The organism is Kitasatospora sp. NPDC028961 (assembly GCF_055564815.1).
On the sequence record NZ_JBVHVO010000016.1, the window covers coordinates 96,573 to 110,041 of the forward strand.

At 73.5% G+C, this 13,469-nt stretch carries 10 protein-coding genes; 9 read left to right on the forward strand and 1 reads right to left on the reverse strand.

Annotated features, from left to right (window positions below):
* Window positions 1–239: 239 nt before the first annotated feature.
* The 6 genes from ACZ4UX_RS24985 (at window position 240) to ACZ4UX_RS25010 (ending at window position 8,460) form a co-directional block, all read left to right on the forward strand.
* Window positions 240–998, forward strand: a complete 759-nt coding sequence (locus tag ACZ4UX_RS24985) for an NUDIX hydrolase (RefSeq protein ID WP_465708293.1) — start codon at window positions 240–242, stop codon at window positions 996–998.
* Window positions 999–1,368: 370 nt separating this feature from the next.
* Window positions 1,369–3,048 carry an ATP-binding cassette domain-containing protein gene (locus ACZ4UX_RS24990; protein ID WP_465708294.1) on the forward strand — a complete coding sequence of 560 codons (1,680 nt, stop codon included), beginning with the start codon at window positions 1,369–1,371 and terminating at the stop codon, window positions 3,046–3,048.
* A gap of 3 nt (window positions 3,049–3,051) precedes the next feature.
* The gene (locus tag ACZ4UX_RS24995; protein WP_465708295.1) at window positions 3,052–3,957 is read left to right on the forward strand and encodes a hypothetical protein; all 906 of its coding nucleotides are present in this window, start codon (window positions 3,052–3,054) and stop codon (window positions 3,955–3,957) included.
* A 230-nt stretch (window positions 3,958–4,187) separates the two neighbouring features.
* On the forward strand, window positions 4,188–5,120 hold the full coding sequence (locus ACZ4UX_RS25000; RefSeq protein WP_465708296.1) for a FadR/GntR family transcriptional regulator: 933 nt from the start codon (window positions 4,188–4,190) through the stop codon (window positions 5,118–5,120).
* Between the two features lie 522 nt (window positions 5,121–5,642).
* On the forward strand, window positions 5,643–7,283 hold the full coding sequence (locus ACZ4UX_RS25005; protein WP_465708297.1) for an RNA polymerase sigma factor: 1,641 nt from the start codon (window positions 5,643–5,645) through the stop codon (window positions 7,281–7,283).
* A 394-nt stretch (window positions 7,284–7,677) separates the two neighbouring features.
* A complete protein-coding gene (locus ACZ4UX_RS25010; protein ID WP_465708315.1) occupies window positions 7,678–8,460 on the forward strand; it encodes a S1 family peptidase in 783 nt (260 codons plus the stop codon).
* Window positions 8,461–8,688: 228 nt separating this feature from the next.
* On the opposite strand, the gene ACZ4UX_RS25015 is transcribed toward ACZ4UX_RS25010, so the two are convergent.
* On the reverse strand, window positions 8,689–8,916 hold the full coding sequence (locus tag ACZ4UX_RS25015; RefSeq protein WP_465708298.1) for a DUF7455 domain-containing protein: 228 nt from the start codon (window positions 8,914–8,916) through the stop codon (window positions 8,689–8,691).
* Window positions 8,917–9,452: 536 nt separating this feature from the next.
* On the opposite strand from ACZ4UX_RS25015, the gene ACZ4UX_RS25020 reads away from it, so the two are divergent.
* The 3 genes from ACZ4UX_RS25020 to ACZ4UX_RS25030 all read left to right on the forward strand — a co-directional run bounded on the left by ACZ4UX_RS25020 (window position 9,453) and on the right by ACZ4UX_RS25030 (window position 13,409).
* Window positions 9,453–11,564 (forward strand): DNA gyrase/topoisomerase IV subunit B, encoded by a 2,112-nt coding sequence (locus ACZ4UX_RS25020; protein ID WP_329489867.1) that lies wholly within the window; start codon window positions 9,453–9,455, stop codon window positions 11,562–11,564.
* Window positions 11,565–11,720: 156 nt separating this feature from the next.
* Window positions 11,721–12,206 (forward strand): DUF1453 domain-containing protein, encoded by a 486-nt coding sequence (locus ACZ4UX_RS25025; protein WP_465708299.1) that lies wholly within the window; start codon window positions 11,721–11,723, stop codon window positions 12,204–12,206.
* A 42-nt stretch (window positions 12,207–12,248) separates the two neighbouring features.
* Window positions 12,249–13,409, forward strand: a complete 1,161-nt coding sequence (locus tag ACZ4UX_RS25030; protein ID WP_465708300.1) for a sensor histidine kinase — start codon at window positions 12,249–12,251, stop codon at window positions 13,407–13,409.
* Window positions 13,410–13,469 lie beyond the last annotated feature (60 nt).

A 13,469-nucleotide genomic window follows, 5' to 3' on the forward strand; every position in this document is an offset into this window, starting at 1 on the left:
AAGGAAGAGGGGGGGGGGGGGGGGGCGGGGTTCTGGGGTATTGTGGACCTTTCCCCCCCCCCCCCCCCCCCCCCCCCCGGGGGGGGGGGGGGGGGGCTCCCCCCCCCCCCCCCCCCCGACCGGCCGGCCGCCCAGAGCCGGGCACGGGGCAGGGACGACGGGTCGGAGGCGCGGACGGTCGGGCACGCTTCGTGCGCGGGCCTGTGCTTATCGTCAGAGAGACGACTATGATCGTCGCCATGTCGCGTTATGACCCGTCGGCCTTCCCCCCGTTCGCTGTCACGGTTGACCTGGTGGTCCTGACGGTGCGGGACCACGCGCTGTGCGCCCTGCTGGTCCGACGGGGCGAGCCCCCCTTCCAGGGCTACTGGGCCCTGCCGGGCGGCTTCGTCCGCCTGGACGAGGGCCTGGCCGAGGCGGCGTCCCGGGAGCTGGCCGAGGAGACCGGTCTGCGCGCCTACTCCGCTCCCGGCCAGGACGCGGCGGGCCCCGGTGCGGCCGGCGCCCACCTGGAGCAGCTCGCGACCTACGGCCACCCACAGCGCGACCCCCGGATGCGGGTGGTCAGCGTGGCCTACCTCGTCCTGGCGCCCGACCTGCCGACCCCGCGGGCCGGCGGCGATGCCAGCGGCGCCCGCTGGGCCCCGGTCGCCGAACTGCTCGGACCGAGCCCGGTCGACGGCGTCCCGCTCGCTTTCGACCACGGGCTGATCCTGGCCGACGGCGTGGAGCGGGCCCGGTCCAAGATCGAGTACTCCTCACTGGCCACGGCGTTCTGTCCGCCCGAGTTCACCGTAGGCGAGCTGCGCCGGGTCTACGAGGCGGTCTGGGGCGTGGTGCTCGACCCGCGGAACTTCCACCGCAAGGTCACCGGCACGCCCGGCTTCCTGCTGCCCTCCGGCGGCACCACCACGCGCCAGGGCGGCCGCCCCGCGCAGCTGTTCACCCCCGGCGGCGCCACCGTGCTCAACCCGCCCATGCTGCGTCCGGAGTCCTGAGCGGGCATCCCGTCCAGCCCCGCGCCCGCGCCCACGCCCGCCATCCCGGCCGCCGGGCTACCGGTGCTCGCGGCGCCCGACATCCGCTGTGCCCGACATCTGCAGTGCCCGACATCCGCGGCGCCCGACATCCGCTGTGCCCGGAACAACCGCAACGCCCGGAACCGCTCGCCCGATCGGCGCGACGGTGACTCCGTCGCAGGATCGGATTGTCCCCTGATCGGGTGAGGTGCGTGGGCGGCAGGCCCGTGCCGCTCCCGTAATGCCCGGAATCGCCGCTCCGGCCCCCTAATGTGCTGGCGCGGGGCCGTGCGGGCACGGCCCCGTGTCGCGCAGACCAGGTCGGCCGAGGGCACGGGAGCAGCCAGCGATGATCCAGATCACCGGACTGACCAAGGTCTACCGCAGGGGTGTCCCGCCGGCGGTGCTCGACCTGACCTTCGACGCCCGCCCCGGCTCCGTGACGGCACTGCTGGGCCCCGAGGACGCGGGCAAGTCAACCGCGTTGCGGCTGATGCTCGAACTCGAACGCGGCCAGGGCGTCACGCTCTTCGACGGCCGCACCTACCGTCGGCTCCGCCGCCCGGAGCGCGAGGTCGGCGTACTGCTGCCGGGCCCGGGCGGTGCCGGCGGCGCGGTCGCCGGGCACCCCGGCCGAAAGGCCGTCAGCCACCTCCGGATGCTGGCGGCGGCGGTCGGAGTCCCCGCCCGGCGGGCCGACGAACTGCTGGAGCAGACCCGGCTGGCGGCCGTGGCCGGGCAGCGGCTGCGCAGCTTCTCGCCCGGCATGCACCGGCGGCTCGCCCTCGCCGCGGCGCTTCTCGGCGACCCGGGCACCCTGATCCTCGACGCGCCCACCGAGGGGCTCTCGCCGCGCAATGTGGAGTGGTTCCACTCCTTCCTCCGCTCGTTCGGGGTCGCCGGCGGCACGGTCCTGGTCACCACCCGCACGCCGCAGGAGGCCTCCCGGCTCGCGGACCGGGTGGTCACGCTCGACCAGGGCCGCCTGGTGGCCGATCAGCCGGTGGAGGAGTTCTGCCGCACCCGGCTCAGCCCCGAGGTCGCCGTGCGCGGGCCGCAGATGGCCCGGCTCGCCGATCTGCTGGCGGCCCAGGGCGCGGCGGTGCGCCGGGACGGCGGGGCGGGCCTCGCGGTGGCGGGGATCGATCGTACCGAGATCGGTGAACTCGCCTACCGGCACGGCATCCTGCTGCACGAGCTCGCCGACCAGGTGGTCGAGCAGCCCGCTCCCCGCGCCACCCTGCCCACGGCCTCGGGGCGGTCGGGTCGGCTCCGGGTCAGGTCGGCGCAGGCCGAGGACCGCCCGACCGATCCCAGGTCCGGGCGCCTGGCGGAGCCCCGCCCGGCGGAGGCGGCGGCGGAGCCCGAGGCCTCCCCGAGCGAGTCGGCGCAGGTGCCCAGGCCGGCCGCGAGCGCGGCGGGCACCGGCGCGCTGCCGGTCCTCGCGCTGCCTTCGTCGTCCGCCGCGGCCGCGGCCGCCGGTACCGTCGCGGTCGCCGCCGCGACGGCCCTGTCGGCGGTCGCCGCGCGGGCCACCCGGCGCACGCCCCAGCAGGGCCAGCAGGGCCAGCAGGGCCAGGAAACCCGGCAGGGCCGGGAAGGCCGGCAGGACGGGAAGTCACGGTCGCCCCGGGACCCCCACCCGCCCCGCCGACCCGAGCCGACAACCGCCGAAGCTCCGAACACCGGCCGCACTCCCGAGGGCGCCGACACCCCCGCGACCGCCGGTACCCCCAACACCGCCGGCACCCCCGCAACCGCCGAGACCCCCGACACCGGTGGGGTCATCGAGAGCGCCGACACCGCGCCGACGGTCGTCGTGGACCGCCTCTTCCGGGACGGCCTCCGCGGACTGGCCCGGTCCGGCAGCGCCCCGGACCCCGGTGCCCGCGCCCGGCGCGAGGACGCCGGTGTCGGCGACCTGATGACCGCCGACACCGTCCGGCTCGGCCGACCACTCCCGGGCACCGCCCCGGACACCCCCACCACCCCCACCACCCCCACCACCCCCGACCACCGGAGCGAGTGAACCGTGCGTGTACTGGCCTACGAGCTGCGCCGGCTGCGCGGCCTGCGCTCCACCTGGCTGCTCCTCACCGCCGTGCTGCTCTGCGACGCCGCGGTGGCCGCGGTGCTGGCCGCCCAGACTCCCGCCGGGCCGCTGGCCGGGTCGGCCGGCGTGCGGCTGCTGACGGCGACCGTGCCGCTGATCCCGCTGCCGTTCGCGGCGCTCGGCGCCGGGTTGCTGGGCGCGCTCTCCTACGGCCACGAGGTGCGCCACCCGGGGCTGGCGGCCTCGCAGGTGTCGTATCCGCGCCGGGTGCGGCTGCTGCTGGCCAAGCTGGTGGTGATCGCCCCGGTGGCCGGGCTGCTGGCGCTGGTCACCCTGCTGATCGACATCGTGGTCGTGCACTTCGCGCTCCCGGACGGGGTGGCGGTGGCCGCCTGGTCGGAGCCGGCCGCCCTGTCGGGCCGGGTGTCCGAGGCGCTCGCCTCGGCCGGCTTCAGCGGGCTCGCGGACCTGCCCGGGGCTTTCGCCCCCGCCGCCCTCGCGGCCGGCCAGGGGGTGCCCGCCGCCCTGCTGGCCTTCGTCCTGCTGGTGGTCGTGGCGGGCTGGACGGGGGTGCTGACGGCCTCGCTGACCCGCAGTGCCGCCGCGGGGGTGCTGCTGCTCTGCGCGTTGCCGCCGCTGCTGGAGTCCGGGGTGGCCCTGGTGCTCCGGCAGACCGGCACCGCCTGGCCGGCCCGCGCGACCGAACTGCTGCCGTTCCAGTCCGGCGTCGAGTGGGCGTACGGATGGGTGTACGGCGGGGACGACCGGGTTGCGGAGGGCGGTTCGGTGCTGACCGACCCGGCGCTGCTGGCAGCGGTCGCGGCGCCGGCGCTGGTGCTGCTGCTCGTCTCGCTCCTGGTCCAGGCCCGGCGGCGGGCGCTCTGAGGCGACGGGCGGGCGTGCGGACCGGTCGGGAGCCCGCCCGCGCGGCTCCCGGCGGAGCCCGGTCGAAAGCCTCGCCGAGGGCCGGGAAGCCACCGGGAAGCCACCGGGAAGCCCCTCGCAAGGCCCGGACCGTCGCTGACGGTCTGCCAAGATCGACCAGCAGTGGCCGTAATGTGCGGTTCTTCCTGATAAGAAGTCAATTATCCAGTCACGGTCGATCACCCTTTCGTGTGCTTTTCACGAGAATTCTCAAGCTGCGCCCGCCGATCGCCGACAAAGGACTTGTGAGTACCCTTGCGCACCCCACCATGACCCCCGCCCGTTCCGCCGAAGGTGCCATCCCCGGCGCCGGCGACCTGGACCGCTTCTCGTACGCCGACCGGCCGACCCCGCCGGCGCCCCGCTGGGAGGGCGCCGAGTCGGATCTGGGCCGGGTCGGCCGCAAGACCACCAGCAGTCGTGGCCGAGGCCTGCACGGCCAGCTCGTGCAGCAGCTCGGTCAGATGATCGTCTCGGGCGACCTCGGTGCCGACCGCCCGCTCGTCCCCGAGGAGATCGGCCAGCGCTTCGAGGTCTCCCGCACCGTCGTCCGCGAGTCGCTGCGCGTGCTGGAGGCGAAGGGCCTGGTCAGTGCCCGGCCGAACGTCGGCACCCGGGTCCGGCCGGTCGGCGACTGGAACCTGCTCGACCCGGACATCATCGAGTGGCGCGCCTTCGGCCCGCAGCGCGACGAGCAGCGCCGGGAGCTGTTCGAGCTCCGCTGGGCGATCGAGCCGCTGGCCGCCAGGCTCGCCGCGGGTCACGGCCGGGAGGACGTCCAGCAGCGCCTGGTCGAACTGATCGAGATCATGGGCCACGCCGCCGCCCAGGCCGACCTCTCCACGTTCTCGCGGGCCGACGCCGAGCTGCACGCCCTGGTCCTGCAGATGGCGGGGAACCGGATGCTGGAGCACCTCTCCGGGATCGTCTCCTGCTCCCTCCAGGTGTCGGGCGGCCCGCCCACCTCCTGCGAGCGCCCCTCGGAGGCCTCGGTCAGCCTGCACGCCCGGCTGGTGGACGCCCTCGGCACCGGCGACGGCACGGCGGGCGAGGCCGCGGTGCGGGCGCTGCTCACCGTCCACCCGGAGATCGAGCCGTCCGTCCCCGCTCCCCGGGAGCACTGAGTCGCCCACCCGGCGATCGAGCGGCCCCGCGAACTCCCGGCCCTCCGGCTGCACCGCACGGCGCAGCCGGAGGGCTTCTTCACGCCCGGGCCCGGCCGTCGGACGCCCGCCCCGCCGTGAACCGCTGTGTTTCGCCGTGAACCGCCGTGATCCGGCATCCGCACGCCCTGCGGCAGCTGCCCCGGCCGCGGTGGTCTGCCCATGCCAAGAGCTCGGTCGCGAGTGAGGGATGATGGAAGTCGGCCCCGGGCCGCGGGCGCCGAGTGGTGTGACCCGCGACACGAAGGCCATGCGTAACACTTGACGAGTAGCAGCGATGTGTCCTGAGCGGAAGCAGCTCCGGAATACCCCAACATGTCAGAATGCTGTGTTGGTCTGCGGCGCTGCTGCCGTCCTGCAAACCCAGTCCTCAAGCCCGAGTCGGTCGGAATCGACACCGCGCGTCCGACGCGCGATTTCCTTCCCCGCCCGCTCGGGCGGCCGGTACGGGTTCGAGTCCACTCATCGTCCGAGAGGTTGTTCGTGTCGGCCAGCACATCCCGTTCGCTTCCCCCCGAGATCGCCGAGTCCGCGGCTCTGCTGGCGCTCATCGAGCGGGGCAAGGCCCAGGGGCAGATCGCCGGTGACGACGTGCGCCAGGCGTTCGAGGCGGACCAGATCCCGGTCACCAAGTGGAAGAACGTCATGCGCAGCCTCAACCAGGTTCTGATTGAGGAGGGGGTGGACCTTATGGTCAGCGCGGCCGAGCCGGCCGGTGCCAAGCGCAAGAGCGTCGCTGCCAAGAGCCCCACCAAGCGCACTGCCACCAAGGCGGTCACCACCCGGAACCCGGCCGCTCCGGCGGCCCCGACCAAGCCCCCCGTGCGCATCGCGCCCGGCGCGACCATCTCCGTTCCGGCGGTCGCGGCCGCCGCGGCGTCGGTCGGCACGGTGTCCGCCGAGATCACCGAGGCGGGAGCCACGCTCTCCGCCGAGGCGAAGGCGCCTGCGGCGAAGAAGGCCGCCCCGGCGAAGAAGGCGGCCGCCAAGAAGACCGCCGCGCCGGCCAAGAAGACCGCTGCCAAGAAGACCGCCGCCGGTAAGGCGGGCAAGGGCGACGAGGAGGTCGGCGGCGAGGAAGAGCTGATCGAGGACGTCGCGCTGCCCGGCGACAAGGCGGGCGAGGAGGCGGAGCCCGAGGAGGAGTCGCAGGGGTTCGTCCTCTCCGACGACGACGAGGACGACGCGCCTGCCCAGCAGGTCGCCGTCGCCGGTGCCACCGCCGACCCGGTCAAGGACTACCTGAAGCAGATCGGCAAGGTCCCGCTGCTCAACGCCGAGCAGGAGGTCGAGCTCGCCAAGCGCATCGAGGCCGGCCTGTTCGCCGAGGACAAGCTCTCGGCCGCCGACAAGCTGGCGCCGAAGCTCAAGCGCGAGCTGGAGATCATCGCCGAGGACGGCCGCCGCGCCAAGAACCACCTGCTGGAGGCCAACCTCCGCCTGGTGGTCTCGCTGGCCAAGCGCTACACCGGTCGCGGCATGCTCTTCCTGGACCTCATCCAGGAGGGCAACCTGGGCCTGATCCGTGCGGTCGAGAAGTTCGACTACACCAAGGGCTACAAGTTCTCCACCTACGCCACGTGGTGGATCCGCCAGGCGATCACCCGCGCGATGGCCGACCAGGCACGCACCATCCGTATCCCGGTGCACATGGTCGAGGTCATCAACAAGCTGGCCCGCGTCCAGCGCCAGATGCTCCAGGACCTGGGCCGCGAGCCCACCCCGGAGGAGCTGGCCAAGGAACTCGACATGACCCCCGAGAAGGTCATCGAGGTCCAGAAGTACGGTCGCGAGCCCATTTCGCTGCACACCCCGCTGGGTGAGGACGGCGACAGCGAGTTCGGTGACCTGATCGAGGACTCCGAGGCGGTCGTGCCGGCCGACGCGGTCTCCTTCACCCTGCTCCAGGAGCAGCTGCACTCGGTGCTGGACACCCTGTCCGAGCGCGAGGCGGGCGTCGTCTCGATGCGCTTCGGCCTGACGGACGGTCAGCCGAAGACGCTGGACGAGATCGGCAAGGTGTACGGGGTCACCCGTGAGCGCATCCGCCAGATCGAGTCCAAGACCATGTCGAAGCTGCGCCACCCGTCGCGCTCCCAGGTGCTGCGCGATTACCTGGACTGATCCGCGACCGGCGGGACCGCCGCCGGACCACCCGGTCCGGCCCGGTCCGGCGATCCGCACCGTGAGAAGGCCCGGAGCACTGCGCTCCGGGCCTTCTCCGTGTCCGGCGTGACTCGGGGGGGGGGGGGGCGATAGAGCGACAGGGCGATAGGGCGCGTCAGCGTCCGGGTGGCTGTTGTCGCTCGTCCGGGTGGCGGTGCGGCGGTAACCGGTCGCGGAACGTAGCCGATCACCTACGCTGTGCCGGTTGCCCGCTACCGAGCCAACTGGAGACACGGTGCTGCCCAACCCGGATCGCGCGGACCTGCCGACCGTCGCCTCGCCCTCGGCCTGCCCGGCCACCCGGCCGGTGCGTCGCCGCTACCGGGCGGCCGTCCTGGGCCTGCTCGCCGCGCTGCCCGCGACGCTGGTCGCGTTCGGCCCGGCCGCACCGGCCGAGGCCCAGCGGCGGGTGATCGGCGGCGCCGTCGTGAGCACCGCCGACCATCCGTGGATGGTGGCGGTCGCCAGCCGCCAGCAGTTCGGCAACGGTCGCTCGGGGCAGTTCTGCGGCGGTGCGCTCGTCACTCCGACCAAGGTCGTGACGGCGGCGCACTGCTTCTACGACGAGGCCAAGGGCCGGCGGGTGGAGCGGCCGGGGCTGAAGGTCGTGGTGGGCCGGGACGACCTGCGCGGCTCGGCCGGCCGTGAGGTGCCCGTCGAGGCGGTCTGGATCCACCCCGACTACGCCTTCGCGGCCAACATGAACGATGTGGCGGTGCTCACGCTCACCGAGTCGCAGGGTGCCCGCCCGGTGATCGACCTGGTCGGCCAGGGGGACACCGAGCCGTACCGGGAGGGGAACCGGGCGCAGGTCTACGGCTGGGGGGACACCTCGGGCAAGGGCGACTACTCGCCCACGCTCCGTGGCGTCGACGTGTCGGTCATCCCCGACCGGACCTGTGCCCAGGCCTACCCGGGTGGGTCGGACGGGCACTTCGACGCCCGCGGCATGGTCTGCGCCGGGGCGGAGAAGGGCGGGAAGGACGCCTGCCAGGGGGACAGCGGTGGCCCGCTGGTCGTCGCCGGACGCCTCGCCGGGCTGGTCTCCTGGGGGACGGGCTGCGCGGAGGCGGCCCACCCGGGTGTCTACACCCGCGTCGCCGCGGTCGCCGACGCGGTACGCTCCGTCCTGTAGTCGCACGATCACGTTCTGACGTCGCGTCGCCCGGACCGTCGGGCGGCGCGACGGCCCGTACCGAAACCGCGGTGGGCCCGGCCGGATCGCAGCCGGCCCGATCGCGGCCGGAAACAGCAGAGCCGGACGACCGGCCCCCGTCAGGGGACCCGCCGCCCGGCTCGCCGGTCGCGCGCGGTGCGCGGCCGGACACAGCTCGTTGGCCTGCTGTTGCTGGGGCGCCCGGTATCAGCGCTCTTCGTCGGCGGCCGTGGCGTTGGTGCTGAGCCGGCCGCTCTCGTCCTGTATCTCCACGGCGATCTTCTTGAGCTCGGGCTCGAACTTCCGGCCGTGGTGGGCACAGAAGAGCAGCTCTCCGCCGCTGGCGAGTACGACGCGCAGGTAAGCCTGGGCGCCGCAGCGGTCGCAGCGGTCAGCCGCGGTGAGCGGGCTCGCAGGGGTCAGAACAGTAGTCACGTCGCCTCTTCTCTAGCTCGACGAGCTGTCGTACCAGGGTCAACATCCAACCAGGCCGAAAACGTTCCCGCTCGTGGCTTTTCTTCTTTGAGGATTCTGCTGTGTTGATGAGGACGTGCCCCGGGGGCCGGTGGTTCATGCGTACCGAATCCCAGGATCCGCCTGTCCCTCGAACGCCCGATCGGGACGGGGTGCGAGGTCCGCGTAGCATAATCCTCTGCTGGGTTGGAGCATAAGCCCCGTCCTGGGCCCCGGTAGCCTGCATAACGGCAGTTCCGGAGCCTGTGCCCGGTCCCACGATCCGCCAGGACCGGTGGTACCGGGAGGAGATGGCGCTCCGGTGCGCGGAATCCGGCGCGGTGCGTGTTCGCGCAGCGCGTACAAGCTGCGCGGGACCGGCTCGTCGTGCTGTGACCCAGCGCAGGGGCGTGCACACGTGGCGGAGCTGTTGTCGGTGCGGTGTGCTGCACTGGCGGACGTTCCGGCTGTGCCCGGATGTGACCGATGAGACAGAACTTCACCGAGGAGAGTGCCGCGTGAGTGCCGAATCGACCGTGCCGTCCGCACTGCTGGCCGGGGACGACGGCTCCAACTACACCGCTCGGCACCTGCTCGTCCTGGAGGGCCTGGAGGCGGTTCGCAAGCGCCCCGGCATGTACATCGGCTCCACCGACAGCCGGGGCCTGATGCACTGCCTCTGGGAGATCATCGACAACTCGGTCGACGAGGCCCTCGGCGGCCACTGCGACCGCATCGACGTCGTCCTGCACGACGACTCCTCGGTGGAGGTGCGCGACAACGGCCGCGGCATCCCGGTGGACGTCGAGCCCAAGACCGGGCTCTCCGGTGTCGAGGTCGTGATGACCAAGCTGCACGCCGGCGGCAAGTTCGGCGGCGGCTCCTACGCGGCCTCGGGCGGCCTGCACGGCGTGGGCGCGTCCGTCGTCAACGCCCTCTCGGCCCGGCTGGACGTGGAGGTGGACCGCGGCGGCCACACCCACGCGGTCAGCTTCCGCCGGGGCACCCCGGGCATCTTCACCGAGGGCGGCCCGGACGCCCCCTTCGAGCCCGCCAACGGCCTCAGCAAGGCCCGCAAGGTGCCGAAGGCCCGCACCGGCACTCGGATCCGCTACTGGGCCGACCGGCAGATCTTCCTCAAGGACGCCCGGCTCTCCCTGGAGCACCTGCACAACCGGGCCCGGCAGACCGCCTTCCTCGTCCCCGGCCTCACCATCGTCGTCCGTGACGAGCGGCTGACCGAGAGCGACGTGGTCGAGGAGTCGACCTTCCACTACGACGGCGGCATCGCCGAGTTCTGCGAGTTCCTCGCGCCGGACAAGCCGGTCTGCGACGTGCTGCGGCTGCACGGCGAGGGCACCTTCAAGGAGACCGTCCCCGTCCTGGACGAGGTCGGCCACATGACGCCCACCGAGGTCACCCGCCACCTCGGCGTGGACATCGCGCTGCGCTGGGGCGCCGGCTACGACACCACCCTGCGCTCCTTCGTCAACATCATCGCCACCCCCAAGGGCGGCACCCACGTCACCGGCTTCGAGCGCTCGCTCGCCAAGACCGTCAACGAGGCGCTGCGCGCCGCCAAGCTGCTGCGCGTCGCCGAGGACGACATCACCAAGGACGACGCCACCGAGGGCCTCACCGCCGTGGTCACCGTCCGGCTCGCGGAGCCGCAGTTCGAGGGGCAGACCAAGGAGGTGCTGGGCACCTCGGCGGCCAACCGGATCGTCGCCGCGGTGGTCGCCAAGGAGCTCAAGGCCTTCCTGACGTCCGCCAAGAAGGACGAGAAGCTCCAGGCCAGGGCCGTCCTGGACAAGGTCGTCGCGGCCGCCCGCACCCGGGTCGCCGCCCGCCAGCACAAGGAGGCCCAGCGCCGGAAGACCGCGCTGGAGACCAGCTCGCTGCCGGCCAAGCTGGCCGACTGCCGCAGTGACGACGTCGAGCGCAGCGAACTCTTCATCGTCGAGGGGGACTCCGCGCTCGGGACCGCCAAGCTGGCCCGCAACTCCGAGTTCCAGGCGCTGCTGCCGATCCGCGGCAAGATCCTCAACGTGCAGAAGGCGTCCGTGAGCGACATGCTCAAGAACACCGAGTGCGCCGCGATCATCCAGGTGATAGGGGCCGGTTCGGGCCGCACCTTCGACATCGACCAGGCCCGTTACGGCCGGGTCATCTTCATGGCCGACGCCGATGTCGACGGCTCGCACATCCGCTGCCTGCTGCTGACGCTCTTTCAGCGCTACATGCGGCCCATGGTCGAGCAGGGCCGGGTCTTCGCCGCCGTCCCGCCGCTGCACCGGATCGAGCTCACCAACCCCAAGCGCGGCCAGGACAAGTACCACTACACCTACTCCGACGCCGAGCTGCGCTCCACCCTGCTGGAGTTCCAGCGCAAGAACATGCGCTGGAAGGACCCGGTCCAGCGGTACAAGGGCCTCGGTGAGATGGACGCCGACCAGCTGGCCGAGACCACCATGGACCCGCGCCACCGCACCCTGCGCCGGATCAACCTGGGCGACCTGGAGCAGGCCGAGAAGATCTTCGACCTGCTGATGGGCAACGACGTCGCCCCCCGCAAGGAGTTCATCGTCGACTCGGCGGCCACCCTGGACCGCTCGCGCATCGACGCCTGAGCGCACCGCCGCACGGCAGGGGCCCTCCACCCTCGGGTGGAGGGCCCCTGCCGTGCCGGCTCCACCCCCGGTCCACCCCGGCGCCGATCAGCGGGGGGCGCCGGATCCGTAGCGTCGGAGAGGTCAGCAAGCCCTCCTGTCGGAACGGAGAATCCGATGACCGGCCTCGTCAACGTCCTCGTGATCATCGCGGTGGTCGCCCTGGTGCTCCGCCGCCAGCTGAGCCCGCAGCGCCTCGACACCGAGCGCCGGTTCTGGGTGCTGCCGCTGGTCCTCGCCGTGCTCGCGCTCCGCGACCCGGGCCTGGTCGACGGCGCCCACCGGGCCCTCTCGATCGGGCTGACCGCCGCCTCGCTGCTGGTGGTGCTGGCGATGGGCTGCGTCTGGGGCTGGACCGTCCGGATCTGGCGCGGCGAGGACGGCGCGCTCTGGACCCGCGCCACCAGGGCCACCGGGGCGGCCTGGGCCGGCATGATCGCCGTCCGGATCGGTCTGTACGGACTGGGCGCGGCGCTGCACGTCCACCAGAGCGGTAGCGCGCTGATGCTCGGGCTCGCCGCGCTGCTGGTGGTTCGGACCGTCGTGGTGAACTGGAGGGCGCGGGAGCTGGCGACGCCGTACCGCGCCGGCGTGGCCGGCTGACCGGCCGGCCCGCACGTGACCACACCGAGGAGAGGGAGGCCCGTGCCCGGGTGGAGCTGGACCGGCTGGCCGGCCCGCGAGGGGCTGGAGAGGGACGCGGAGAGTCCGGCCCGGCGGGTCCTGACGCTGATCGGCCGGACGGTCCTGCTCGTCACCCTGGGCTGGGGGACTTTCTCCCGCGGCGGGTACACCGGCTGGGCGGTGGCCGCGGCGGCGGCCGGGCTGGCCGCGGTGGTCCTGCTGACGGCCGCCTTCCTGCGGGCCGCCCGCGCGCAGCTGCTGCGGCCCGCGCTCGCCCTGGCCGCCGCCCTGATCGGCACCGCCTGGGTCGCCGAGTGGGGGAGGGCCCACCTGCTGGCCGACTTCGTCTGGGGCGGGCTGGCCCTGACCGCGCTGGTCCGGCTGCCCGCCGGTGCCGCGCTGGCGACGGCGGCGGCCGCGTTCGGCAGTTACACGGCCGCCAGCTGGGAGAGCCGGCTGGGGATCCTCGCCACGGTGGGCGGCCTCACCCTGCTCGGCTACCTACTGCGGATGGACGGCGAGGCACGTGGCACCGCCCGGCGGCTGCTGGCCCAGGAACGGGCCGCGCGGGCCGCCGAGGCGGAGAGCGCGGCGCTCGCCGAGCGGGCCAGGATCGCCCGCGAGATCCACGACGTCCTGGCGCACAGCCTCTCCGCGCAGCTCGTCCACCTGGAGGCGGCCCGGCTGATGCTGGACGCGGGCACCGACCGGGAGCAGGTCCGCGAACGGGTGGTGGCGGCGCGGCGGATGGCGCAGGACGGCCTGGCCGAGACCCGGCAGGCGCTTTCCGCGCTGCGCGGCGAGTTCACCCCGGTCGGCGAGTTCCTGGTGGAGCTGACCGGGCGCGAGCGGGCGGCGTTCACCGTCACCGGGACCCCGCGCCCGCTCCCCGCCGAAGCGGGGCTCGCGGTCCGGCGCACAGCGCAGGAGGCTCTGACCAACGTGCGTAAACACGCCCCCGGCGCACGCTGCGCGCTGGAATTGCGCTACCTGCCCGACGCGGTGGAGCTGGAGGTGCGCAACACCCGCCCGGGCCGCGGCGAATCGGCCGGTGGGCTGGCGGCCACCGGCAGCGGGTACGGTCTGCTGGGGATGCGCGAACGCGCGGAACTGCTCGGTGGCACCCTGCTGGCGGGCCCGGACGAGGGAGGGTGGCGCGTGCTGTTGCGGGTGCCGGTGTGACCGGGGCGGAGCCGACCAGGGTGCTGGTCGCGGACGACCAGACGGTGGTGCGCGAGGGCA